Origin of the sequence: Dietzia sp. SL131 (assembly GCF_026672565.1) — a bacterium.
Lineage (GTDB): Bacteria > Actinomycetota > Actinomycetes > Mycobacteriales > Mycobacteriaceae > Dietzia > Dietzia kunjamensis.
The window spans coordinates 3,070,100-3,093,697 of record NZ_JAPPRI010000003.1; the positions used below are offsets into that span (position 1 = coordinate 3,070,100).

Below are 23,598 nucleotides of genomic sequence, written 5' to 3' on the forward strand. Positions count from 1 at the left end.
CCCCTCACTTTAAGAGGGTCCACCGTCCGAGATCACCGCAGCAGGCCAGTCTTACGTGGTGGCGGCACCGCATCGGCCAGCGCCGCGCGCACCGTGCGGCGGTGCACCTTGTGCCTCTCGGCGAGCGCCCGGATGGACAGGCCTTCGTCTCGGGCGTCACGTCGGATACGTTCGAACTGCTCCACTCTCGATCTCTCCTTCAACCCCTTGCCTCTCGTGAACGTCTTTGGTCGGACGACACGAAACTTAGGGTCTGGTTGATCGAGGGTGGGGCCATTTCAGAGCAGCACTACGCCTCCAAGTGGGGCCAATTCAGACTGGCACACTCACCCTTGTGGCGGTTGCGGACAAGCTCGGCCTTGAACAGCGAATTGAACGCCTCCGCGAGGGCATTGTCATACGAGTCGCCGCGGGAACCCACCGAGGCGACGAGGTCCTGTTCGGCGAGGCGTTCGGTGTAGCGCAGCGCCCGGTATTGAACGCCGCGGTCCGAGTGATGTATCAGTCCGGTCAGGTCGTCGCCGGCATGGGTGCGCTGCCAGATCGCCATGTTCGGGCGCGTCCAAAGCCAGGTCGGTGTACAGGTTCCTGGACAGCTGCCACCCGACGACCATCCGCGAGTAGACGTCGATGATGAACGCCGCGTACACCCACCCGGCATACGTTCGGACGTACGTTATGTCGGCCACCCATAGTTGATTCGGGCGCTCGGCGACGAACTTGCGTTCAACCAGGTCAGCGGGTCGCTCGGTCTCGGCCTTCGGGCGGGTGGTGCGGGGAGACTTGGCCCGCTGGACCCCCTTGAGACCTTCGGTTCTCATGAGACGTTCGACGGTGCAGCGGGCGACCTGGTGGCCGGCGCGACCCATCTCCTTCCACATCTTTCGGGCACCGTACACGTGGTAGTTCTCCTCGTACATCGTGGTGATCGCCGCGGTCAGTTCGGCGTCGCGAACCGACCGCGATGAGGGCGGCCGGGACTTGGCGGCGTAGTAGGACGAAGGCGCGATCGCGGCGCTGGTCTCGGCCAGTGCGTCGCAGATCGGCTGGACACCGTGCTCGTCCTTGTGACGGTCGATGAACTCGACCTTCAGCGCTGTGGACGGTCCAGCTCCGCGATGCTCCTATGTCAAGCCCCGCTCACGCCGCCGCCTGAAGTGCAGGGATCGGAGTGCGTGGCACTGCAGTTGGAGGCGGCGACGTGGCCTCGGCCACGGGCCGTGCTTCGTCGGCGCGCATCGCTGCGAACACCCGGTCCGATATCCGGCGGCGGAGCAGTCGCAATGCCTCGGTTCGGGTCTTGCCGGCGGCGATGAGCTTGTCGTAGTAGTCGGTGCCTTCGCCGCCGAGCCGCAGCTGGGTCACCGCGGCCATGTGCAGCGCGGTGTTGATGCGCCTGTTACCGCCCCGGGACAGCCTGACGCGGACCTTGTTGCCAGACCACACTGGGATCGGAGCCGTGCCGTTAAAACGGGCGAAGGCGTCTTTGGACTTGAACCGCCTGACCCCGGCAGTCTCGCCGATGATCATGGCCGCTCCGAGCACCCCAAGCCCCGGGACCTCAAGCAGGTGCTGATGATTCGCGCGCACCAGCTTACTCAGGCGGCTCTCGATCTCGTTGATCCGCCGGGTGAGCGATCGGATGTCCTCCAAGATGTCGCGGGCGATCTCCGGCACGACCCCGGTCAGGCCGTCCAGGTGGGTAATCAGCTCATCGAGAAGATGGTAACGACGCAGCGCCCGGGACGGTATCTGCAGGTCAGGGTCGATCTCGTGCAGGAACCAGCGGACCTTGGACTGCAATGCGGTACGGCGAGCGACCAGGCTGCGACGGTGGTCGGACAGTAGCTTGATCTCCCGCGCCGGCCCCGGCAACTCGGCCGTCGGTAGGTCACTTTCGCGCAGGGCAACGCGTGCCACGGCCTCTGCGTCGATCGGGTCGGACTTGCCGGGTTCGCGACCCGACCGGCGCATACCCGCCATCAGCCGGGTGTGGACTCGCACGACCTTGTGCCCGGCGTCGAGCAGGTCGGCTTCCAGGCGCCGGGTCAGGTGCCGGCAGTCCTCGATCGCAATGATCACCTCCTCGAACTGCTCGAGCCAGGTCATGATTTTCTGATGCCCGGCCGCCCGGGCCTCGACTGTGAGGACATCGATCCTCCTGCCGACCTCGTCGACAGCTACGAGCGTGTGCCAGTTCTTGTGGGCATCAATTCCGATGACAGTCACCGCGGGCCTCCTTCTGATCCGTTGCCGTACGTTCGGCACCGCCGACCGAGGTCGGGCACGCCTCAGTCGGGCAGGACGAGCGAGCAAGCTCCTATCAGGCCACGGCCTTGATCAGCGATGCACACCCGGTGGAGCGGCACATCGCGGACAAGCCACCTATGGCAGCGAAAAAACGAGCCAACCCCACCGGGCATCATCATTGTGGTACCGAAGCGAAAAAAGCCGACGCCTGCTTCAAGATCGTGTTCGCTCGCCGCAGCTCGCGGTTTTCCTTCTCCAGCTGCACCAGGCGGGCGTCGCGATCGGCGGACACTGAGGTGGCGTCCTGGCCCGCGGCCTGGGCTTTGCGGACCCAGGTCCGAAGTGCTTCGCGGTGCACGCCGAGCTGCTCAGCGACCCGCACAATCGCACCGCGCGAACGGTCCGGGTCGTCCAGCGCCTCCAACGCCATCCGCGTCGCTCGCTCACGAAGCTCATCCGGGTACTTACGAGGTGCTCCCATGATTCCAATAATCCCTTGGCAGATAGGGCCAGTGGGTACGCCTAGTCCGGCGATCCGGTACTTCGATTCCGGCGACTCGGTACTCCTCGGGGCGGCCCGAGTGGTCTGCTCGGGGTGAGGCGGCGCGACTGCGTCGCCTTTTCCTATCTGAGGAGGCTGATGTGGCCGACTACAAGGCCATCATGACGTTGGCGCTGGCCGGGCATAGCTACAGTGAGATCGTTGCTGCCGTCGGGTGCTCGCGACGGGAGATCGCGGCGGTGAAGAAGACGATCACCGCGTACGGCATCACCGCCGGCCAAGCGGCGTCGATGAACCCGGCTGAGATCGCCGGGATGTTCCCCGATGGGCGCAAGCGCGTCTCGGAGGACTACACCCAGCCGGATTTTGATCGGGTGCTGGCGTCGATGAAGTTCAACCGGCACTTCACCATCCAGCAGGCGTGGGGCAAGTACCTCGCCGACCCCGCCGGGGCCGGGAAGAAGTACGGGTACTCGCAGTACTGCGCCCTGTTTGCCGAGCACGCCCGCATCAAGGACGTCGTGGCCACGCTGCATCATGAACCCGGCAGAACGATGCTGGTCGACTGGGCCGGCGACACCCTCGAGGTCCTCGACGCCGTCACCGGGGAGGTCACCAAGCTGTGCCTGTTCGTGGGGGTGCTGCCGTACTCCGGTGCGGTGTTCTGCCGCGGCTTCACCGATATGAAGTCCCCGTCGTGGATCGATGCTCACGTTGCAGCGTTCGACTTCTTTGGCGGGACGCCGCAGATGGTGGTGCCCGACAATCCGACCACCGCCACCCATCGGCAGGCCAAGGGTGAGGCGGCCAGGGCGGTCAACGTCCGCTATCAGCAGTTGGCCGACCATTACGGCACGGCGATCGTGCCGGCGCGGGTCCGCAAACCCCGCGACAAGGCGGCCGTAGAGTCCGCGGTGGAGGTGGTCAACAAGCGCGTCATCGGCTATCTCGCCGAGGAGGTCTGGACCACCGTCGAGGCCCTGAACTCGGCGATCGCCGACCGCGTCGCGGAGATCAACACCCAGATTCGCCGGGCTGACGGGACGACCCGGTGGGAGAGGTTCGAATCCGACGAATCCCCACTGCTGGCCGCCCTGCCCGACGACGAGTTCGCAACAGTCGAGTGGAAGCAGCTCAAGGTCGGCCGGAACTATCACATCTCCTGCGACTCTCAGTACTACTCGGTGCCGTACACCTTCTCCGGTCAACTGCTGCGGGTCCGCCTGACCGCGCAGTCGGTGACGATCTTCGACGGAGACCAGGTCGTCTGCGAGCACCCACGGCGCCACGGCCGCAAAGGCCAGTACTCGACCGTGCTCGCCCACGCCCCCAAGGCGCACCAGGGCATCGACGGGCTCTGGTCGCGGCAGTGGTTCACCGACCGCGCCCGCGGATTCGGCCCCGCCACCGAGAAAGTGATCGCCCAGATCCTGGATCGTCACGTGATCGAGGCGCAGGGCTATCTGGACTGCCAGAACATCCTCGAGACCCTGGGCAAGAGAAGCCGCCAGCGGCTCGAGGCGGCCTGCCAAGTGCTGCTCAACCAGAACAGTGCCGGCAGCTACAGCGTGCTCAAACGCGTCATGGCCACCATCGACTCCGACGGCAAAGCTCCCCGGCCCGCCGTACCGGCGGCTGCCACACGAAAACCCCCACCACCGGCCGGAACCAGGGACGACGGCGCGATCCAAGTCCGCTCTGCCGATCACTATGCGCGCGGCCGCAGCGGGGAGGGCGTGTGATGTTCACCGAGATCGATCACCAGAAGTTCCGCAGCCTGCGCATCACGCACGTGGCCACCCGGTTCGAAGAGCTGATCAGCGATGAGGCCAATGACGAGCTCACCCCGGAGCAGATCTTCCTCACCGCCGTCGACGACGCCCTGGACCAGCGCCAGGCCCACCGGATCGACAAGCTCATCCGCGCCGCCAAGTTCCCGATCCCGCAGGCCTCGATCGCCGAGATCAACTACCAGGACGGACGCGGGATCACCCCGGTGCGGATGAAACGCTACGCCGGGCACCACTGGCGACAAGACCCCACCAACCTGCTGATCCTCTCACCGACCGGTGGTGGGAAAACCTACCTCGCTTGCGCGATCGGCATCGCCGCCTGCCAGAACGGGCACACCGTCACCTACGCCCGCATGGACGAACTCGCCCGGCGGCTGGTCATCGCCCGCGGCGACGGGATTCGCCACCAGAAAATGCTCAATGACCTCTCGGACGTGGAGCTGCTGATCATCGACGACTTCCTCACCGTGGGCATCGATCCCGAGGCCGCCAACGACCTGTTCGCCGTCCTGGCCAACCGGGAGCACAGGTTGCCGACGATGATCGCCTCCCAATCCCGGCCCGCCTACTGGCTCGAAGCACTACCCGACCGGGTGGCCGCCGATTCCATCGTCAACCGCTTGGCCAACAACGCCCGCGAGATCAACCTCGGCGAAGTCGACATGCGCCGCCAACGCGACGACCAAGCCCGAGCCACCACCGGCTACTGGGAGTAACCACCGACGGCGCCGGCCCGCGCTTCACACACGGGCCGGTTCCGGGTCGCCGGAACAGCGGTACCAACTCGCCGGACCCGCGGTACCGACAAGCCCTATCTGCCAATCCCTTCCCGGGTAATCGATGTCTCCATCAAACCCGGGGCGATGCAGTCTTCCCAGCACCGAAAACGATATGAGCCCTGAAACGCCGGCTCGCCGCGGAGGGAACCAGCTTCCGCGAACTCCTCCAGGAGTCACTGCTCGACCGCGCCCGGATACGGCTGCTCGACCGCTCCACGTCTGTCAGTGAGGTCGCCGCCGAACTCGGCTACAGCGACCTCACGAACTTCTCGCACGCCTTCAAAGGATGGGCCGGCAGCTCACCGAGCCACTTCCGACGTGCCCACCAGCCCCCTGGAGCACCACTCCCGCAGTTCCTTAGAAGGACCGCGCCCGGTGGGAGTGGCTCATCCGGTGCTCCCGGATGAGTCCACGGATCCTTCCGGAGTGGTCTTACCGGTGGTAGCTGGAGGAGTGAAGGCATGGTCAGGCCCCGCAGCGGCGGTGACCATAGGTCCGTAGGCCTGGTGGAGGGCAGACAGAATGCGGCCCAGGGGGAGGTCGTCGAAGTTGCCGTGGTCTCGTACGTACTCCATGTGCCGAGTCCCGTCGGAGGTGAAGGCGTGCATGAGCGCGTCGCTCTGTCCGTCGAAGTCGACCGGGGGCACGCCGAATCGTTCGCATAACTCGACGTTGAAGGCAGGTGTGGCCTTCAGCCATCGTCGGTCGATGTAGGCGCTGCAATAGCCGTGATAGACGAACAGGTCCGTTCCACCCATGACGGCTCGTAAGGTGTCGGTCTGCAGATGGTTCCGTACATCGGCGAAGCCGAGTCGGGTAGGGATGCCCGCGGCCCGCAGAACCGCGGCCAGTAGCACCGCCTTGGGCACGCAGTAGGCGCGGCCGGCCTGGAGGACGTGGCTCGCCCGGTAATGCTCAGGATCCTCGGAGACCGAGTAGGGGTCGTACCAGATTTGGTCACGCACTGCAGCAAAGAGCAGGGACGCTCTCTCTCGGGGGCTCGACGCGCCGGCGATCACGTGCTGGGTGAAGTCGCGTACCGAAGCGTGGTCGTGATCGAGGAAGAAGGTCGCCTCAAGGTGCGATCCCGGCGCCGGCGTCATCGCCGCACCGCGGTGTTGACCGGACCGTCAGTCTTGAGCGCTACGGCCGTGCGCAGCCAGCCGGCCGGCTGCTTGCCGGGCACTGCCGAGGTGCAGACGTCGGGCATCCGCCGCACCAGGTCACCGACCTCTTCCAGCCACCGGTCGCACACGGGGCGTCGCCGTTCCAACGCGGGACCGCTTCGACGGGCTCGGGGTGCGCCCATTCCGGGCGAGAGGTCCCTCATCGCGCGCTCAACAGAAGGTCGTTGTCCACAGCAACCCCTACGCTCTGGGCGAGATCACGCATGATCAGCCAAACTTGATGGGCGATCCGGGTGGTCACCTCTTCCTTCGACTCATCGTGGTGGTCCAGCCACCAGATGATCCCCGCGTCGACCATGCCCATCAACCCCGCCATCACGCCGTCCGGGGGATCGACTTGTACTTCGGATGTGCGCATGTATGCCGAGGCTGCGGCCACCACCTCGCCGAGGAACCGTGTGCGCCCCAACCTGGCCCGGTGTGTTTCCTTGTTCTGCTGGCGCGCCGCCATGAAGCGATACAGGTTGGGATGACCGGCAGCCCATCCGATGGCAGCGCCTATCACGCCTTCGATGATGGTGGGAGCTGTACCGCTCACGCGCATGGCGGGACGAACGGTGTCGATGAGCTGATCAGCCGCGAATCGGAGCACTTCTCGTTCGAGGTCTTCCTTGCTGTGGAAGTGCCGGTAGACGTGAGGCCTCGCAACGCCTGCCCGTTCCGCGATCTGGGCAGTACCGACGCCGGGACCGTACTCCTCGATCGCACGAGCCGCAGCCACCACGATCTGCTCTCGCCGTGCCGACCGGTGCGATTCGTGCGCCGTCGATCGGCGCACCACGGCCGTGTCCACCCACCTCGCAAGATCCACGACCACATTCTAACCCGAAAGGGACTGGCGCGGTACAGGGTGTACCCGTAGCCTTCGGGCACACCCTGTACCCGGCGAATACTCCCTGGAGGACCCATGCCCAGCCGCCGTTCACCCTGGATGAACCAGGACCTCGACGACTTCCGTCAACTCGCCCGGACGTTCTGCGAGAGGGAGATCAAGCCCAACATCGAGCGGTTCATCGAACAGAAGCGCGTCGACCGCGAACTCTGGACCCGCGCCGGCGAGCTCGGCCTGTTGTGCGCCTCCATTCCCGAGGAGTACGGCGGGGGCGGCGGCAACTTCTTCCACGAGGCAATCCTTATCGAGGAGCAGGCCCGCATCGGTGACAGCAGCTGGGGGGCCGCACTCCACAGCGGCATCGTGGCGCACTACCTGCTGCACTACGGCACCGAGGAGCAGAAGCGCGAGTGGCTGCCCAAAATGGCCTCCGGCGAGGTCGTGACCGCCATTGCGATGACCGAGCCGGGGACCGGTTCCGACCTCCAGGGAATCAAGACGAAGGCAGTCAGAGAAGGCGACGACTACGTCATCAACGGAGCCAAGACCTTCATCACCAACGGCTACCACGCAGACATGGTGCTCGTCGCCTGCAAGACCAGCCCCGATCAGGCTGCTGCAGGCGTCTCACTGGTCATCGTGCCGACCAGCTCCGAAGGATTTCGACGCGGCCGTCTCCTCGGCAAGATCGGCCTCAAGGGGCAAGACACCTGCGAGCTCTTCTTCGATGACGTACGTGTGCCTTCCAGCAATCTGCTCGGCACCGAGGAGGGGCAGGGCTTCGTCCAGCTCATGATGCAGCTCCCGCAGGAGCGGCTCATCGTCGCCGTCAGTTGCGCCGCGTCGATGGACTTGATGCTGGACCTGACACACGAGTACACACTCACGCGCGAGGCGTTCGGCAAACCGATCTTCGGATTCCAGAACACCAAGTTCAAGCTCGCCGAGGTCGCCACCGAAGCCCGCGTCACCCGCGCCTTCATCGACGAGTGTCTCGACCTGCATGTCAAGAGCGAACTGGACATCCCCACCGCCGCGATGGCGAAGTACTGGAGCTCCGAACGCGCTCAGCAAGTCGCCGACACCTGCCTGCAACTCCACGGCGGCTACGGCTACATGGAGGAGTATCCGATCGCGCGCGCATGGACCGACCTGCGGATCAGCCAGATCTACGCCGGCACCACCGAGATCATGAAGGAGATCATCGCCCGGTCACTCCCGGCACCTGTCATGGGACAGTAGTCCGTCCCCGACGCGTACTCGCTCGCTCGGCGAGCACTCGGTCCGCCAGAACGCCTAGCAGTTTGTCCCCGGACAACAGCGGTGGACGCCCGTCGACCCGGCCACGGGCCCGGGCGGCTTCCAAGCCGGCGTGAGTGCGTTCGGAGATGTGGTGTGTCCCGGGTTCTACGGAGTCGGAATTTTTGGATTCTGGTGGCGAACACCGGGAGGAAGAGATGGGACGACAAGGCTATTCGGCTGAGTTCAGGCGCAAGGTCCTCGACTTGCTCGCGGCGGGGCGCAGCGTAGCTGCTGTCGCGTACGACCTTGATCTCAGTGACCAGACGATCTACAACTGGCGCCGGCAGGACCGGATTGACCGGGGCGAGGCATCTGGACTGAGTAGTGCTGAGAAAGGTGAACTCGCGAAAGCGAACAAGCGGATCCGCGAGCTTGAGACAGAGCTAGCCGTCGCCCACTGACGGCGGACACGAGAGACTGCCCGTAGGCGGTCACGAAGGTGCCCGCTGGCGGACGTGAGAGTTGCCCGCTGGCGGTCATGGGATCTGCCCGACACGACATTCTTTCCCGGCCTGCTTGGGCGGTTCGGGGCCCCTCCTCGGGTGCGATAGCGGTGCTCCAAGCGCCCATCGCCCCGAGGAGGGACAACATGAAGTCTGCCGAGGAGATCATGGAAATTCTCGAAGCGTTTGATCTGACAGAGTCCTATCGGGATGCCGGCGAGCTCGCCGGGGTCTCGCACCACACCGTCGCCCGCTATGTCACGGCTCGTGATGCGGGCCAGTTGACCGACAAGCCGGCCGCGCGGCCGCAGTTGATGGACGAGTTCATGCCGAAGGTCGAGGAGTGGGTGGAGCGCTCGGGCGGCAAGATCCGTGCGGACGTGGTCCACGAGAAGCTGCTCGCGGTGGGGTTCACCGGCTCGGAGCGCACCACGCGTCGGGCGGTGGCGGCGGTGAAGAAGTCCTACCGGCTCGGGAACGCCCGGGTGCACCGGCCATGGGTGACCGAGCCGGGCCTGTGGCTGCAGTACGACTTCGGTGACGGTCCGGTGATCGACGGGGTGAAAACCGTGCTGTTCTGCGCGTGGCTGGCGTGGTCACGGTTCCGAGTGGTCCTGCCGATCCGCGACAAGACGGCCCCGAGCGTGTTCGCTGCCCTGGATGTGACGCTGCGCCGCCTGGGTGGTGCGCCGACGTATGTGCTGACCGACAACGAGAAGACCGTCACCGTGGAGCACGTGGCGGGGATGGCGGTGCGTAACCCGCAGGTGGTGGCGTTCGCCCGCCACTATGGAGTCACGGTGCTCACCTGCGAGCCAGCCGATCTGGCCTCCAAGGGTGGCAGCGAGTCCACAGTCAAGGTCGCCAAAGCCGACCTGGTGCCCAAGGAGACGAACCTGCGCGGCGAGTACGCCTCGTTCGCCGAACTGGAGGCCGCCTGCGAACAGTGGTGCGAGCAGATCAACAACCGGGAGCACCGCGTCACCCGGCGGGCCCCGGCCGAGATGCTCGCCCAGGAACGGGCCCGCCTGCACGCCGTGCCGACCGCTGCGTACACGGTGGCACTGGGGACCACGCGGCAGGTGCCGGTGAACTCGCCGATGGTGACGTTCGAGTCCGGGCAGTACTCGGTGCCGCACGCGCTGCTCGGTGAGACGGTGTGGGTCCGCCCGTACGGCGCTGGCGCCGGCGAGCAGATCGTCGTGGTGCACATCGGAGCGGACGGGCCGGTGGAGGTGGCCCGCCACCAGCGCGCCACCCCGGGCAGCCCACGGCTTACCGAAGCCCACTTCCCGGAAGCCCCGGCCGGGGCCCTGCACCGCCAACCCCGCGCCCGCAACGCCGCGGAGGCGGCGTTCCTGGCCCTCGGTGACGGAGCCCGGCTGTGGCTGACCGAGGCCGCCGCTGCGGGCACGGCCAGGATGCGGGTGAAGATGGCCGAGGCCGTCGCCCTGGCCAAACTGTTCGACCCAGACGAGGTCGACTGGGCACTCGGGCAGGCAGCGCTGCACAGCCGATTCGCCGAGGCCGATCTGCCCTCGATCCTGAACCACCACGCCGCCTCCGGCGCTACCGGCCAGGCCCACACCGCGGGTGAGGACCGGTCGCTGACCCAGGGCACCGCCGGATGTGCAGCCCTGGGCGGGCAACCGGCTCCCACCGATTCCGAGGAGGAAGACCGATGACCACTACCGAGGTTCCGGCGCTGGGGAGGCCGGCCAGCCCGCCGCTGCCCGCCGACCTGGACGCCGTGCTGCGGCGCCTGCGACTGCCGCACATCCGCCGCCACGCGCCCGAGGTGGTCGCCACCGCCAAGGCCCAACGCTGGGACCCGGCCGAGGTGCTGCGTGCTCTGCTGGCAGAGGAGGCCACTGGCCGTGACCGGGCCTCACTGGCCACGCGCCGCGCCGCCGCCGGGTTCCCCACCGGCAAAACCTTCGACGCCTGGGACGAGTCCGTCTCCTCGATCCCCGCACCGACTCAACAGGCGTTGCGGACGCTGGAATGGGTGTACCGCAAGGAGAACCTCGTCGTCTGCGGGCCCTCCGGGACCGGCAAAACGTTCCTGCTCGAGGCCCTCGGACAGCAGGCAGTCGAGCAGGGACTGAAGGTCTCCTGGTTCACCCTGGAAGACCTCGGCGTGCTGCTGCGCCGTCACCGTGCCGACGACACCGTCAGCAAGGCCATCGCCAAGATTCTGCGCGCCGATTTGATCATCGTCGACGACATTGGTCTGCTCCCGGTGGCCACCGACGCCGCCGAAGGGCTATACCGCCTGGTGGACGCCGCCTACGAGAAACGTGCCATCGCGATCAGCTCGAACCTGCACCCCGCCGGCTTCGACGAACTCATGCCCAAGACCATCGCCACCGCGACAGTGGACCGGCTCCTGCACCACGCCCACGTCTGCCAGACAAGCGGTGACTCCATCCGCCTCTCCCAAGCACTCGCCGGCCAGGGGGTGAAGCCCTTGGCCTGACAACCCGCAGACCGGAGATGGCCAGACCCCCGGGGCAGACCCATGGCCATCTCCGGGCAGATCTGGTGACCGTCACCGAGCAGGTCTCACAACCGCCCCCCGGGCAGAACTCAATGGCCCTTCGGAGCGTGTCAAATCAAATGAGACGTGAGGTGCCCGGTTGGGCTTGGCTAGTTTCGGGTGATCGGGCGTCGGGGTCGTTGATGGTCGCCTTTTCCGGCAGTCGGGGTGGGCGCGGTCGTCGGGTGAACCGTTCGGGGTGTTTGGCGTAGGCGGCGTCGAGCACGAGCTGGCGCCTGTCGCGGATGGTCTCGGCGGTGCCGTCGTGGACGCTGGCCGGGGTGTGCAGTCCGATCCCGCTGTGCCGGTGCTGGTGGTTGTACCAGTGGATGAATCGGTTCATCCATGCCCGGGCGGCACCGATGCTGGCGAACCGCTCGGGGTAGTTCGGCGTGTACTTCATGGTCTTGAACTGCGACTCGCTGTACGGGTTGTCGTTGCTGGTCCGCGGCCGATTGTGCGACCGGGTTACATCCAGATCGCACAGGAGTGAGGCCAACGGCTTCGAGGTCATCGCCGCGCCCCCGTCGGCGTGGAGATACCCCGGTGCCTGGCCTTGCTCGGCGATGGCGGCGGCGACCAGGTCGGCGGCCAGTTCGCCGTCTTCGACGGTCTCGATGCGCCAGCCCACGACGTAGCGGGAGTAGATGTCGATGACGACGTAGGCGTGGTACCAGATGCCCTTGGCCGGGCCCCGCATTTTCGTGATATCCCACGACCACACATCATTTGCTGAGGTTGCGACCAGTTCGGGAATCGCCCGTGGTGGATGGGTTGCCTGCCGACGACGCTCGCCGTTCATCGCCTCGGCCGCCAGGATCCGGTGCATCGTGCGCTGCGAGCAGTGATACCGGCCGGCGTCGAGTTCGCGGGCCCACACCTGGGCCACGGACAGATCAGCGTAGGCCTCGCTGGTGAGCACTTCCAGTATCGCGGTGCGCTCGGCGGCGGTGAGCTCGGCAGGATGGCGGGCCTTGGGGTGCGGCCCATACTGGCGCGGTTTCGGATTGGCCTGGCGATGATGGGTCGCCCGCGACCTACCGACCAGGGCGCAGGACCGCACCACACCCAGCAGCGCGGTCAGCAGCTGCGCGGTTTCGGCCTGCCAGGCGCGCCAGGCGGCCCTGGTCACCCCTTGTTTTTCTTGGAGAGCGCTTCCAAGAACGCGACACCTTTTCCCATGACCTCCAACGCGGCGTCACGATCGGCGATGACCTTGTCCTTCCGGGCGGCGTCTGACTCGAGTTTGCTGATCTGCTTTTCCAGCTCAGCGATGCGCGCCTGCTCCGGCGACTGGCCAGCCCGGGGCCTTCTCTTGGACACGGTGCCCAGTGTTCCCGCTTCGATCTGGGCCCGCCACTGCTTGACGCTGGAATCGTAGAGGCCCTCTCGGCGCAGCACGCGGCCCTTCTGCCCGGACGGGGCCTGCTCGTACTCGGCGACGATGCGCCGCTTGTACTCGGCCGTGAACGCCCGCCGGGCCGGCCGCCCGGTCCGCGGGGCCTGAACCGTCTCCTGCGTCGAGGTCGTCGGCGTCGGCTGCGAGGCCTCCAGGGCCGCGTCAGTAGTTGCAGTGATAGTCATGCTGGGTTCTCCTTCTCCTCACGCCCCAGCCTCTCAACCAGCCAGCCCGGGTGTCTCACCTCAGTCTGGCGGATAGGGCTTGACACCCACCGAGCCGTCGAGTTATTGAAGGAGGAGACCGCCCCGAAAGTCGGTACGCGGCGGTCGAAGTGATCGCCGCGGAAGGGCGTCCCGTACAGGTCGCCTGCCGGGTCCTGGGTGTATCCGAGGCCGGGTTCTACGAACACCGAAAGCGGCCACCGTCCGAGCGCGGCGTTCGGCACGTGATGCTTACTAATCTCATCAGCCAGATCCACCTCGAGTCCCGCGGTACCTACGGCGATCGGCGCGTGCACGCCTAGCTGACCCTTGGCAGAGGCGTCGAGGTTGGCCACAACCAGGTCGAGCTACTGATGCGCCGAGCTGAACTAAAGGGCATCTCGGGGCGCCGCCAGTTCAAGCGCATCAGAGCGGTCGACATCTCCACCGACCTGGTCAAGCGAGACTTCGCACGCCAGGGCCCGAACCAACTATGGGTCACCGACATTACGGAGCACCCGACTCGCGAAGGCAAGGTGTACTGCTGTGTGATCCTGGACGCCTACTCCCGGCGAGTCGTCGGCCGGTCGATCGATTCCTCACCGACGGCAGCGTTGGTGACGAACGAAATCTCGCGAACTCGACCGCTCCCCGAACGGCTCGCACGTTCGTCCCGTCTCGAACAGCCGACGACCTGCGCGTGATCGACCAAAAAGTCGTCGCTTCAGCACCTTTCGGGCGTTGAGCGCGAAACGACCCAGATCGCCGAATACTGCTGTCACCTGTGATTACTCGTCGCGGTTCGCGTTCTTCGCGACACTTTCGCACATATCGCGAGTCGCTGGACGCGGGTGCGGAATGTGCAACCAGACCTTCTTATAGGGCTGGCTCGGATGAAATAGCCGCGACTGCGACCCTGAGTCCCGCTCGCACTGGCAACTCGACACCTCAGAGCCCGGCGCTTCATCAGCAGGCGCGGGGGCGCGACTGGTGGAGTTGCTCGGTCTGAGGCTGTGCGCGATTCCGTCGCCCCCTGCGTGGGCGTGGTCGGAGACATTCCGAGAGCCGACCTTCTTGCCCCACACGGGTATATCGTCGTCTGGCGGGTTCGCCTGCGACAGATAGTCAACGGCGTGCCACAGGATCTCGTTTTCTTGCCCCTAAGAGTGGAGTCCACTGTGGCCGTCACGCGGCAACGATTCTCGGCGGCTCGCGGCATCGTCCGGCCTCGAAACCAGCGACTTTCCATGACCAAGGTCATTGCGGCGTTCCTTGCAGTGCCAATGTCTCGGTGACGCGAACACTCAGTTCCGGCTTGTCGTGGCCTTCGGTGTGGGTGTATGTCCCGAGATGGGACCACATCGAGTCCACGAGCGGCTGGAGGAACAAACGGCCCAGCTGAGTGACGATGACGTCGACCACCTGAACAGCATCGGCGCGGACCCTAGTATCGCGTGTCGTTAGTTCCTAAATGCTTGGGTGTTTGGGAGAATGGGTCATGCCCAATAACCCGGCTCCGGCTTTGATTCTTCGTGATGGTGACCGCGAGGAGTTGGAGTCGTGGACGCGGTCAACGTCGATCCAATCGGGGTTGGCGATGCGGGCGCGGATTATCCTGCTCGCGGCGGAAGGTCAGGCGAACTCTCGGATCGCTGACCGGGAGCGAACGACGCCGACGACGGTGTGGAAGTGGCGAGGCAGGTATGAGGCGGATGGGATCGCGGGCCTGTTCGACGAGTCGCGCTCTGGCCGGCCGAAGCGGATAGATGACCAGAAGATCATCACCACGACGTTGACTCCTCCGCCGAAGAAGTACGGGGTGACGCACTGGTCCTCACGCCTGCTGGCGGATCATCTGAAGATCGGTAACGCCACCGTGGCCAGGGCGTGGCGCAAGTTCGGGGTGCAGCCTTGGCGGGCCGGAACGTTCAAGTTCTCCACCGATCCCGAACTGGTCGCGAAGGTCACCGACGTGGTGGGGTTGTACTTGGCGCCACCGGACAACGCGATCGTGTTGTGTGTTGACGAGAAGAGTCAGATCCAGGCGCTGGATAGGACCGCGCCGATGCTGCCGATGCGCACCGGCAGCATCGAAAGGCACACCCACGATTACAAGCGGCACGGCACCACGACTCTGTTCGCCGCGTTGGACATTGCGACCGGGCACGTCACCGGCGCGGTCAAGCCGAAGCATCGCCATCAGGAGTTCCTGGCGTTCCTGCGTCAACTCGACCGCGCCTACCCGGAGGTTGACCTGCACTTGGTGATGGACAACTACGCGACCCACAAAACCCCGGCGGTGAAGGTGTGGCTGGCACAGCATCCGCGGTTCCACGTGCACTTCACCCCGACGTCCGGATCCTGGCTCAACCTCGTGGAAGTCTGGTTCGGGATCATCGACCGGCAGGCCATCCGCCGTGGTGTCTTTACATCTGTCAAGGACCTCAATGCCAAGATTCGCCAGTTCATCACGGGCTGGAACGACCGCAAACACCCGTTCGTCTGGACTAAAACTCCCGAACAGATCCTCGTGAAAGCGAACCCTAAACCAACTTCAGAAACGCGACACTAGACTATACGTCGGTACCGCTTACTGTATGTTCGTACAATACAAGGTGTCCCGGCTCAGTCGGCCTTGTCGACCTGACTATCGTGCCGTCGACAGCCAGTTGCTCAGGCCACCCGCATCGGGCCTCAGGGCCCCTTGGACGTCCCGGTCAATGGTTGGGTCACGGGTCGGACGTGCGGGTGTCGGCGATATCTCCGTCGCCACAAGCCGAGGTATCGCACCCAGTACAACTTCATCGACAGGAAGGTCTGGACATGGACACATTTCGCGACAAGGCCGGCGAGCCGATAGGTACCGATATCGACAACTGGGTGGCCTCGTTCACGCGCATGGAATCCGGTTCCTCCGAGCTTCCTCCCCACCACCCCAACTGCCTTGGCTGTGGACCAGAGAACCCGAATGGTCACTTCCTCTCGGTACGGCGTGACGGAGACGGCGTCGTCGCACACCACCAGTTCGACCAGCGCCACGTCGGGGCACCGGGCATTGCACACGGCGGCGCGGTAGCGACCGTGATTGACGACCTCTTCGGCTTCTTGCTGTATTCGGTCGGCGAGCTCGCCGTGACGCGCCGTCTCGAGCTCGAGTATCTTGCGCCAGCACTACTCGACACCCCGTACATCCTGCGCGCTGCAGTTCGGTCTCGCGATGGCCGGAAATTGGACCTCAAGTCCACGATGGAGGATGCAGAGGGCCGCACTGTTATTACTGCCACTGCCCTGTTCATCGTGGTCGAGGTTGAACACTTTTTGCAGTCACAGAGAAACTCGAGGGCTTAGGCCAAACTCACCGCCGCGAGCACCAGGCCCGAATACGTCGAGGGTGTCGGCGGAGCCTGAAGCTATTGAACGCCACGCCCAAAGAAAGGGCGAAGCTGAAGGCACCGTGCATTGCCAGTTGCCCTGTACGAGTCAACCAAGTGGCAGCGCTACCTACGACGGAACCCCGTCGGCGGGTGGCCGGTCCAGTGCTTGAAAGCGTGTGAAAAGCTGGCGAGGTCGCTATATCCGAGGTCCGTGGCGATCTCGCTCGCGGACACAGATCCGTCCAGTAAACGAAGAATCGCGTACTCACGAATGACCGACTGGCGCAGTCCGCGATAGGTCATCCCTTCCTCAGAGAGGCGCCGCTTAAGTGTGCTCGTAGAGATGGAGAGTTCGTCTGCAATCCACTGACTTCCACAATCTGCGGGACGCTTCTCTATCAGACGTCTCACCTTGTCCGAATACGAGGCGATTTTACTCCGCTCGTCGAGCCTTCGCTGCAAGTCACTGATAGCGAGTCGATACGCCACGGGATCAGAGAACCGGCAGACGTGATTGACCGCGTCAACGGGAAAATGCAGAATGGACAGTGAAGCGTCAAATACCAGGCGACCAGCTAACCAATCCTGATCCACGGGCAGACCTTCCGGAGCGGGCCAACCCAGTGAGAGTGTGATGTCTGGTGCATCGCCAACGAGTATATTCAGCAGCCTCAGCAGGACCGCACCACAGTAGGTGACCACTAGGGAGTCTAGGACTCGATCGCCCGTCTGCCCATTGAGCGCGACAGACACTCCGTGTCCACCTGCGTAGAACTGCGCACTCAGGGCTGGGGTTATTAGCGGCAGGTAGGCAAGCAATTCCAATATCTCGCCTGCGGAACCTGCGCTTACTAGTGGGACGCTTAATGGTCCGAAGGACGTCAGATGAGCATGCTGGGCGAACGCCAAACCGAGGGTCGTTGCTTGGTCAACGTCGAGGTCGGGCAAGGCTTCCCTGATCCACCGCAGGGGAACTTGGGCGTTGATGGCGAGAAGTGACTCGACGTCGCTTCGCTCACGATCCATGATCTCGCGAAACCGTGCAACGGCGTCTTGCTCCAGAACTGGGCTCTCAAGTAACTGCGCGAACACGAGCGGTGGCACGCCCTCGCGATCAAGATTCATCGCCCCGCCTTCTGAGCCAAATTAACAAGCTTCTGCCCTCAATTAACCTAGCCGCAGTCGTCGTTGTTAGCAATGCTGTGAGCAGCTATTACCCGAACAACCATGCAGGAGCCAGCGATGACAGTCGTAACCTTCGTCTCACATGAGGGAGAGGAGCACGTGGTGCCCTTGGAGGAGGGGCAGTCACTCATGCGGATCGCCGTCAACAACGCGGTGCCCGGAATCGACGCCGATTGCGGAGGCGAAGCCGCGTGCGGCACGTGTCATGTCATCGTTGATCCGCAATGGTCCGACGTGGTGGGCCTCTCGGGAGCAAGTGAAGAAGAGATGCTCTCAATGAACCCCGAACGGCTGCCGACCTCCCGACTGTCGTGCCAGATGACCGCGTCCGCGGATTGGGACGGCCTTACCGTCCAGGTGCCAGAGTTCCAGATGTAACGACGTTCCAGATGTAACGACGAAAGACAAGGTGAGACACGTGAAGGTTTCCGATACGATCGGCGACAAGGTTCAGTCGGCCATCCCGATGGATCTGCAGATCCGGGGCGCCCATCTGTACGACAGGACTCGGCGCTGGGTGACAAGGACGAATGGGAAGAAGCTCTTCGTAGAGAAGCCCATCCCCCCCGTCGAGGACGTCGAACTCGCCGACATCGACCTCAGTAATCCCTTTCTCTATCGGCAAGGACGCTGGCAGTCCTACTATGAGCGCCTGCGAAACGAGGCTCCGGTCCACTTTCAGCCCAACAGTGCGTTCGGGCCGTTCTGGTCAGTGACCCGACATGAAGACATCATCGCGGTCGATAAGAACCATGAGGTCTTCTCCGCCGAGCCGATGATAGTGATCGGGGCCCCGCCTCGTTTTCTCGATATCGAGATGTTCATCGCGATGGACCCACCGCGCCACGACGTGCAGCGAGCAGCTGTGCAGGGGGTGGTGGCGCCGAAGAACCTGCGCGAGATGGAGACGCTCATTCGGTCTCGGGTTCGCGAGGTACTAGACGACTTGCCGGTGAATCAGCCGTTCGATTGGGTCCAGGCTGTATCGATCGAACTGACAGCTCGCATGCTCGCGACGCTCTTGGACTTCCCCTACGAGGAACGTCGCAAACTCGTGTACTGGTCAGATATTGCAACTTCGTTCGAGGAAGCGAACGGTGGTCCTGCGGACCTCGACGAGACGTTCGACGGAATACGCGAGATGGCGAGCGGTCTGAGTTCTCTGTGGTACGACAAGAAGGCTCGGTTAGCAGAGGGGGAGGAACCCGGTTTCGACCTGGTCACCATGCTGCAGAGCAACGAGAACACCAAGGATCTGATCGACCGTCCGATGGAGTTCATGGGCAATCTCGTACTGTTGATCGTCGGAGGGAACGATACGACCCGGAACTCGATGAGTGGTGGCGTTCTGGCGCTGAACCGGTTCCCAGACCAGTTCGAAAAGCTCAAGTCCAACCCTGACCTGATCCCCAACATGGTCTCCGAGATAATCCGGTGGCAAACGCCGCTGGCCTACATGCGCCGAATCGCCAAGACTGACACTATCTTGAACGGTCAGTTCATCCGTAAGGGTGACAAGGTCGTGATGTGGTACGCCTCAGGCAACCGCGACGAGCGTGTGTTCGAGCGGCCCGATGACTTCATCATCGACCGGGCCAACGTCCGCAACCACATCTCCTTCGGGTTCGGCGTACACCGGTGCATGGGCAACCGACTGGCCGAAATGCAGCTGCGGATCCTCTGGGAAGAGCTGCTCCCCCGCTTCGAGAACATCGAGGTCGTCGGCGAACCCGAGTACGTGCAGTCCAACTTCGTGCGGGGTATCAGCAAGATGATGGTGCGCCTCACCCCGAAATCCGGCACATGACATCGCAGCGAGCCCTCATCATCGGTGCCAGCCATGCCGGAGCCCAACTCGCGGCGAGCCTACGGCAGGACGGGTGGAGCGGTGAGATCGTCCTCATCGGCGAGGAGCCCACGGTGCCCTACCAGCGCCCGCCACTGTCGAAGGCGTATCTCGCCGGGAAAACCACCCTCGACGAGATCACCATCCGCAGTTCGGACTTCTACTCCAAGCAGCGAATCCAGCTTCTCAACGCGCACGTGGAGGCGATCGACCGCTCGGCTGGGCACATCGTTATGAGCACCGGCGACACACTGACATACGACAAGCTCGCGCTGTGCACGGGAGCCCGCCCTCGTCAGCTCCGCGTTCCTGGGGCCGATCTCGCCGGGGTCCATTACCTTCGGACCGCCGCAGACGTCGAGAAGATCCGCACGTCCGCCACCCCCGGGCGGCGGGTGGTGATCGTCGGGGGCGGCTACATCGGACTTGAGACGGCCGCCTCACTACGGGCACTGGACCTGGACGTCACCGTGCTCGAGGCGACCACTCGCGTCCTCGAGCGGGTCACTGCTCCCGACGTATCAACGTTCTTCGAGCGGATCCACCGAGAGGAGGGCATCGATATCCGAACGGGCGCCAAAGTCGCAGCATTAGTCGGAGACGACTGCGTCCGGGAGGTCACACTATCTACTGGCGAGTCGATTCCGACTGATCTGGTCATCGTGGGTATCGGTGTTGAACCGAGAACAGAACTCGCCGAGGCGGCGGGCTTGACCCTGAACGATGGTGTGGTGATCGACGAGCACGCCCGAACCAGTGACCCAGCCATCGTTGCCGCCGGAGACTGTGCCAGCAAGTACATCTCTCGATACGGTCGCCGAGTCCGGCTGGAGTGCGTACCCGGAGCAACCGATCAGGCGAAACTCGCCGCGGCTACCCTTTGCGGGAAGTCCAAGAGCGCAGTGTCGCTGCCCTGGTTCTGGTCAGATCAATACGATCTCAAGCTGCAGATCGCCGGTCTCAACACCGGTTACGACGAAGTCGTCCTCAGCGGTGACCCCACCCGGGACCGCGACTTCAGCTGCTTCTACCTCCGTGATGGCGAACTCCTTGCTGCAGACTGCATCAATCGTCCCCGTGATTTCATGCTCAGCAAACAGGTCATCACACAGCAGCGTCCTTTCGTCCGGACCGATTTCGCCCATACGGGTTCTCCCGATTCCTTGCGCAATGGGTAAGCCAGTCCCGAGCGAGACTCGCACGGTCAGCGGCGGAGCCTCGACGAACGGCGCTGACATCCCACTGGCGCAGCAAGAGAGCCCGGTTCGTGCCCGCCTGCCGTTCAGAAAGGAACTCTGATGACTCGCCAGACGCTCATCGAGAACTATCCACATCGGGTCGGGGGGCACTGCGGCTCAGCCGCGATGCGAGACCTCCTGCACTGGCAAGGCCTCGGCTGGGAAGGACCGCCCGATGAAGGTCTCGTCTTCACCCTCGGGGGGTCACTTGGCCTGTCCTACTTGCGCTCGAGCGACCTCTTCCCGCCGCTTTATCTGGTAGGGAGAGACTCCGATTTCGAAGTAAATCTCCCCCATCTACTGGGCGCACAGGTCCAAGTGCTCACGACCGACGATCCCCGAGAAGGATGGTCGTGGATTAGCCAGGAGGTCGATGCCGGAAGGCCAGCCCTGATATGGGGCGACATCGCGGAGTTGCCCTACCTGCGGGTTCGGCTCCAAATGAGTCGCCACGATATCGTGGTAATTGGTTACGACGAGGCGGAGAGGATCGCCTTCGTTGTTGACAACGACCGTGCCGAGGTCCAAAAGGTTCCGTTCGACGCTCTCGCTCGAGCACGGTCGTCGATGTCATTCCCACAACCGACACGTCACACCACGTACCGCATCGCCTGGCCGCATGAGTTACCAGACCTTGCGCAGGTTGCCGCAGCGGCTTTCCGTCAATCGGCAGCGAACATGCGCCACCCAACTCCGCCAGGAGTCGTTGATCTCACGACCGCGGTGAGCGGTTCCGAAGGCTTAGCAGCGGTCGCCCAGCTCGCCGCTGATGTCCGGACTTGGTCCCATCTACCGGCTGACGAACTCGAGATCCTCTTATTCAGCTTGAGCGCTTTCATCGAGAAGGCCGGCACCGGTGGCGGCCTGTTCCGAAAGCTGCTCGCTGACGGCTGCGCGGACGTGGCACGTTTGACCGGTGACCTCGCGACCGAAGATCTCGCTGTAGCCGCCAGACACTGTGCACAGACATGGACGGAGGCCGGCCGAGCCGGGATCGAGCACGAGGTCGATGTGCGTACTCGGCTGGAACGTGTGGCTTCGGCGGTTAGCCTCCTGCCCACGCTCGAGCTTCAACTGGCTGAAGCTCTGGAGTCAGCTTCGCGATCGCTTGCAGCAGCCTGACTAACCCCGCTGATTCACGGGCCGGTGTGACTGCTGCTGTCGGGTGACGGCGGGCTTGTTTTCGCGTGTGGGCGTGCGTGTGTGCCGGCTGGCGCTGCCGGTGGGCGGGTCTCCGGTGGTGCTGTCGTGGGCGGGCAGGTGAGGTCAGGCTGGTTTGGGGATCGCGGCGATCGTGTTGAACACTGCGACGATGGCGGTGGCCCACGGCCATGTTTCGGGAATCTTCACGCGCCGCCGCCGGCCACTACGGACCAGTCGGGCTGCCACGTGAAGGAAGCGGTAGCGCAGCGCTTTGGGCTCGCACAAGGCCAGAACGGCGGCCTCGCCGATGCAGGCCAGCATCCGAGTCCAGGCCACCAGGTCAGCGGCGATCATCACCGCCACCAGCCAAGCCTGGTTGACCGCGAACTCCCGCGAGGGAAGCCTGCCCAGGCCGGTGTCTTTTGCGTGACGGATCCGGTCCTCGACCCGGGCGTGAGCCCGGTGTCGGGCCTCGAGGAACTGGAGCTGGCCGGTGGCGGTGTTGGTGACAAAAGCCTGGTAGCGCCACCCGTCGATCTCCTCGAACATCGACAACTGAGCACCCGGGTGGGGCCGTTCGCGGCGCACGATGACCCGCATCCCGTCTGGCCACTTGGCCAGCATCCCGGGAGCGAGGAACCCGGTCAGCTCCGCGATGTCGGCCCCGTCGCGAATGTCCCCGTTGGGGTTGAGCGCTGGTCCCCACGCGGCTTCGGGGCAGGTCGCGATGGCCCGGCGAATCGGGGCAGTGATAGCGAAGCCGACCGAGTACTCCACCCGTCGACCACGGACGCGGTTCTGCTCGGTGATCCACTCCAGCAAGTCGTGGGAGGCGCCGGCACCGTCGGAGCGGATCAGCAGATCACGCCGATGACTGGCGGGGATCTGCGCGATTGCCTGGCCCAGGACGTCGATGTGGTCGGCAGCGGTGTTGGACCCGGCGTTGCCCGGGCGCAGGCTCCCGGCGAGAAACTCTTCTGTGTTGTCGCACCACACCCCGATCGGGTGGTACCCGAACGTGCTCTTATATGTCGGAGCTGCATGTTCCTTCTCGCTGTGCGTGACCACGATGGTGGCATCCACATCGAGCACGACCGTCGATCCCAGATCCCGCCCCGCACACGCCGATGCGGGTACTCCGCCGGGCAGGTGGGACCACACGTGCCGCCGCGTGCGAGCTCGCGCCGCCTGGATCTTCTTGCGCTTGCCGGCGGGTGACCTCATCGAGTGTGCGCCACACCGTCGGGGCCGACGCCACCGGGCCCAGGGCCCCGGATTGGTGGCGCAGGACGCCGATGTCGGAAATGGACTCGCCGCCATCGGCGAGCATCACCGCGACGTCGATCAACACCCGGCCGCGATCGTGGATCGGGATGAACCGGCGGCGAGCCATGGCCCCTGACAGCTCGGCGGTCAGACCGACCTGATCAGCCAGAAGCCGAGGCACGATGGCCCCGGCATGCGAGACCACCCCGACACCATCAGCAGTAACGGACAGACCGGCCGACCACGAAGTACGCTTCACCTACCGAGTGCTTTCTGCTGGAGAACATGGAACCTTAGACAAGTCCCAGTTTCCCCTG

The 23,598-nt window shown here is 64.4% G+C and carries 25 protein-coding genes and 3 pseudogenes; 14 read left to right on the plus strand and 14 right to left on the minus strand.

What is annotated here, in order from left to right:
- Positions 1-32: 32 nt before the first annotated feature.
- The 5 genes and pseudogenes from OVA21_RS15355 to OVA21_RS15370 form a co-directional block, all read right to left on the minus strand.
- Positions 33-185 carry a hypothetical protein gene (locus OVA21_RS15355; RefSeq protein ID WP_167492490.1) on the minus strand — a complete coding sequence of 51 codons (153 nt, stop codon included), beginning with the start codon at positions 183-185 and terminating at the stop codon, positions 33-35.
- 104 nt (positions 186-289) lie between these two features.
- Positions 290-550, minus strand: coding sequence for a hypothetical protein (locus tag OVA21_RS15360; RefSeq protein ID WP_227022452.1), 261 nt, complete (start codon positions 548-550; stop codon positions 290-292).
- Positions 551-569: 19 nt separating this feature from the next.
- Positions 570-1,094 (minus strand): annotated as a pseudogene (locus tag OVA21_RS19420) (IS3 family transposase); the annotation flags it as partial.
- A gap of 46 nt (positions 1,095-1,140) precedes the next feature.
- The gene (locus OVA21_RS15365; protein WP_371607089.1) at positions 1,141-2,247 is read right to left on the minus strand and encodes an IS110 family transposase; all 1,107 of its coding nucleotides are present in this window, start codon (positions 2,245-2,247) and stop codon (positions 1,141-1,143) included.
- A 178-nt stretch (positions 2,248-2,425) separates the two neighbouring features.
- Positions 2,426-2,731: a transposase gene (locus OVA21_RS15370; protein ID WP_096906461.1), complete on the minus strand. Its 306-nt coding sequence runs from the start codon at positions 2,729-2,731 to the stop codon at positions 2,426-2,428.
- Positions 2,732-2,892: 161 nt separating this feature from the next.
- On the opposite strand from OVA21_RS15370, the gene istA (OVA21_RS15375) reads away from it, so the two are divergent.
- The 3 genes and pseudogenes from istA (OVA21_RS15375) to OVA21_RS15385 form a co-directional block, all read left to right on the plus strand.
- On the plus strand, positions 2,893-4,494 hold the full coding sequence (gene istA, locus OVA21_RS15375; RefSeq protein ID WP_096906462.1) for an IS21 family transposase: 1,602 nt from the start codon (positions 2,893-2,895) through the stop codon (positions 4,492-4,494).
- A complete protein-coding gene (locus OVA21_RS15380) occupies positions 4,494-5,261 on the plus strand; it encodes an ATP-binding protein (protein ID WP_096907415.1) in 768 nt (255 codons plus the stop codon). Before istA (OVA21_RS15375) ends, OVA21_RS15380 begins: the two co-directional genes overlap by 1 nt.
- A gap of 182 nt (positions 5,262-5,443) precedes the next feature.
- Positions 5,444-5,644 (plus strand): annotated as a pseudogene (locus OVA21_RS15385) (helix-turn-helix domain-containing protein); the annotation flags it as partial.
- 66 nt (positions 5,645-5,710) lie between these two features.
- On the opposite strand, the gene OVA21_RS15390 reads toward OVA21_RS15385, so the two are convergent.
- From OVA21_RS15390 to OVA21_RS15400, 3 genes are read right to left on the minus strand one after another with little or no spacing between them, the layout of a single operon-like run.
- Positions 5,711-6,427, minus strand: coding sequence for a transglutaminase-like domain-containing protein (locus OVA21_RS15390; protein WP_096906173.1), 717 nt, complete (start codon positions 6,425-6,427; stop codon positions 5,711-5,713).
- The gene (locus OVA21_RS15395) at positions 6,424-6,633 is read right to left on the minus strand and encodes a hypothetical protein (RefSeq protein ID WP_268092796.1); all 210 of its coding nucleotides are present in this window, start codon (positions 6,631-6,633) and stop codon (positions 6,424-6,426) included. The genes OVA21_RS15390 and OVA21_RS15395 overlap by 4 nt, the downstream gene beginning before the upstream one ends.
- A 17-nt stretch (positions 6,634-6,650) precedes the next feature.
- Positions 6,651-7,322, minus strand: a complete 672-nt coding sequence (locus OVA21_RS15400) for a TetR/AcrR family transcriptional regulator (protein ID WP_231888827.1) — start codon at positions 7,320-7,322, stop codon at positions 6,651-6,653.
- 96 nt (positions 7,323-7,418) lie between these two features.
- Between OVA21_RS15400 and OVA21_RS15405 the strand changes: the two genes are divergently transcribed.
- The 4 genes from OVA21_RS15405 (at position 7,419) to istB (ending at position 11,567) form a co-directional block, all read left to right on the plus strand.
- Positions 7,419-8,585 (plus strand): acyl-CoA dehydrogenase family protein, encoded by a 1,167-nt coding sequence (locus OVA21_RS15405; protein ID WP_063972188.1) that lies wholly within the window; start codon positions 7,419-7,421, stop codon positions 8,583-8,585.
- A 215-nt stretch (positions 8,586-8,800) separates the two neighbouring features.
- The gene (locus OVA21_RS15410; RefSeq protein WP_096906463.1) at positions 8,801-9,046 is read left to right on the plus strand and encodes a transposase; all 246 of its coding nucleotides are present in this window, start codon (positions 8,801-8,803) and stop codon (positions 9,044-9,046) included.
- Between the two features lie 188 nt (positions 9,047-9,234).
- A complete protein-coding gene (istA, locus tag OVA21_RS15415) occupies positions 9,235-10,773 on the plus strand; it encodes an IS21 family transposase (RefSeq protein WP_268092797.1) in 1,539 nt (512 codons plus the stop codon).
- Positions 10,770-11,567, plus strand: a complete 798-nt coding sequence (istB, locus tag OVA21_RS15420; RefSeq protein ID WP_268092798.1) for an IS21-like element helper ATPase IstB — start codon at positions 10,770-10,772, stop codon at positions 11,565-11,567. The genes istA (OVA21_RS15415) and istB overlap by 4 nt, the downstream gene beginning before the upstream one ends.
- Positions 11,568-11,703: 136 nt before the next feature.
- Here the strand turns inward: istB and OVA21_RS15425 are convergent, their stop codons facing one another.
- From OVA21_RS15425 to OVA21_RS15435, 3 genes are read right to left on the minus strand one after another with little or no spacing between them, the layout of a single operon-like run.
- Positions 11,704-12,759 (minus strand): IS3 family transposase, encoded by a 1,056-nt coding sequence (locus OVA21_RS15425; protein WP_227022466.1) that lies wholly within the window; start codon positions 12,757-12,759, stop codon positions 11,704-11,706.
- Positions 12,756-13,211: a transposase gene (locus OVA21_RS15430; RefSeq protein WP_083249485.1), complete on the minus strand. Its 456-nt coding sequence runs from the start codon at positions 13,209-13,211 to the stop codon at positions 12,756-12,758. The genes OVA21_RS15425 and OVA21_RS15430 overlap by 4 nt, the downstream gene beginning before the upstream one ends.
- Positions 13,208-13,585: a hypothetical protein gene (locus OVA21_RS15435; RefSeq protein ID WP_268092799.1), complete on the minus strand. Its 378-nt coding sequence runs from the start codon at positions 13,583-13,585 to the stop codon at positions 13,208-13,210. Before OVA21_RS15435 ends, OVA21_RS15430 begins: the two co-directional genes overlap by 4 nt.
- 18 nt (positions 13,586-13,603) lie before the next feature.
- Between OVA21_RS15435 and OVA21_RS19425 the strand changes: the two genes are divergently transcribed.
- Positions 13,604-13,933, plus strand: coding sequence for a DDE-type integrase/transposase/recombinase (locus tag OVA21_RS19425; protein WP_096906467.1), 330 nt, complete (start codon positions 13,604-13,606; stop codon positions 13,931-13,933).
- A 553-nt stretch (positions 13,934-14,486) separates the two neighbouring features.
- Here the strand turns inward: OVA21_RS19425 and OVA21_RS15440 are convergent.
- Positions 14,487-14,651, minus strand: coding sequence for a hypothetical protein (locus OVA21_RS15440; RefSeq protein ID WP_227022448.1), 165 nt, complete (start codon positions 14,649-14,651; stop codon positions 14,487-14,489).
- A 76-nt stretch (positions 14,652-14,727) separates the two neighbouring features.
- Here OVA21_RS15440 and OVA21_RS15445 point away from each other — a divergent pair, with 76 nt between their 5' ends.
- Together OVA21_RS15445 and OVA21_RS15450 are read left to right on the plus strand one after the other, a co-directional pair.
- The gene (locus tag OVA21_RS15445; protein WP_096906468.1) at positions 14,728-15,801 is read left to right on the plus strand and encodes an IS630 family transposase; all 1,074 of its coding nucleotides are present in this window, start codon (positions 14,728-14,730) and stop codon (positions 15,799-15,801) included.
- 251 nt (positions 15,802-16,052) lie between these two features.
- Positions 16,053-16,577, plus strand: coding sequence for a PaaI family thioesterase (locus OVA21_RS15450; RefSeq protein WP_017836045.1), 525 nt, complete (start codon positions 16,053-16,055; stop codon positions 16,575-16,577).
- A 149-nt stretch (positions 16,578-16,726) separates the two neighbouring features.
- Here the strand turns inward: OVA21_RS15450 and OVA21_RS15455 are convergent, their stop codons facing one another.
- The gene (locus OVA21_RS15455; RefSeq protein WP_063972868.1) at positions 16,727-17,728 is read right to left on the minus strand and encodes an AraC family transcriptional regulator; all 1,002 of its coding nucleotides are present in this window, start codon (positions 17,726-17,728) and stop codon (positions 16,727-16,729) included.
- A gap of 117 nt (positions 17,729-17,845) precedes the next feature.
- Between OVA21_RS15455 and OVA21_RS15460 the strand changes: the two genes are divergently transcribed.
- From OVA21_RS15460 to OVA21_RS15475, 4 genes are all read left to right on the plus strand, one after another.
- Positions 17,846-18,166 (plus strand): 2Fe-2S iron-sulfur cluster-binding protein, encoded by a 321-nt coding sequence (locus tag OVA21_RS15460; protein WP_063972867.1) that lies wholly within the window; start codon positions 17,846-17,848, stop codon positions 18,164-18,166.
- Between the two features lie 88 nt (positions 18,167-18,254).
- On the plus strand, positions 18,255-19,595 hold the full coding sequence (locus OVA21_RS15465; RefSeq protein ID WP_371607091.1) for a cytochrome P450: 1,341 nt from the start codon (positions 18,255-18,257) through the stop codon (positions 19,593-19,595).
- A complete protein-coding gene (locus tag OVA21_RS15470; RefSeq protein ID WP_069389034.1) occupies positions 19,592-20,812 on the plus strand; it encodes an NAD(P)/FAD-dependent oxidoreductase in 1,221 nt (406 codons plus the stop codon). The genes OVA21_RS15465 and OVA21_RS15470 overlap by 4 nt, the downstream gene beginning before the upstream one ends.
- A 120-nt stretch (positions 20,813-20,932) precedes the next feature.
- Positions 20,933-21,994, plus strand: a complete 1,062-nt coding sequence (locus OVA21_RS15475) for a BtrH N-terminal domain-containing protein (RefSeq protein WP_007633702.1) — start codon at positions 20,933-20,935, stop codon at positions 21,992-21,994.
- A gap of 144 nt (positions 21,995-22,138) precedes the next feature.
- Here the strand turns inward: OVA21_RS15475 and OVA21_RS15480 are convergent.
- Positions 22,139-23,540 (minus strand): annotated as a pseudogene (locus tag OVA21_RS15480) (IS1380 family transposase).
- Positions 23,541-23,598 lie beyond the last annotated feature (58 nt).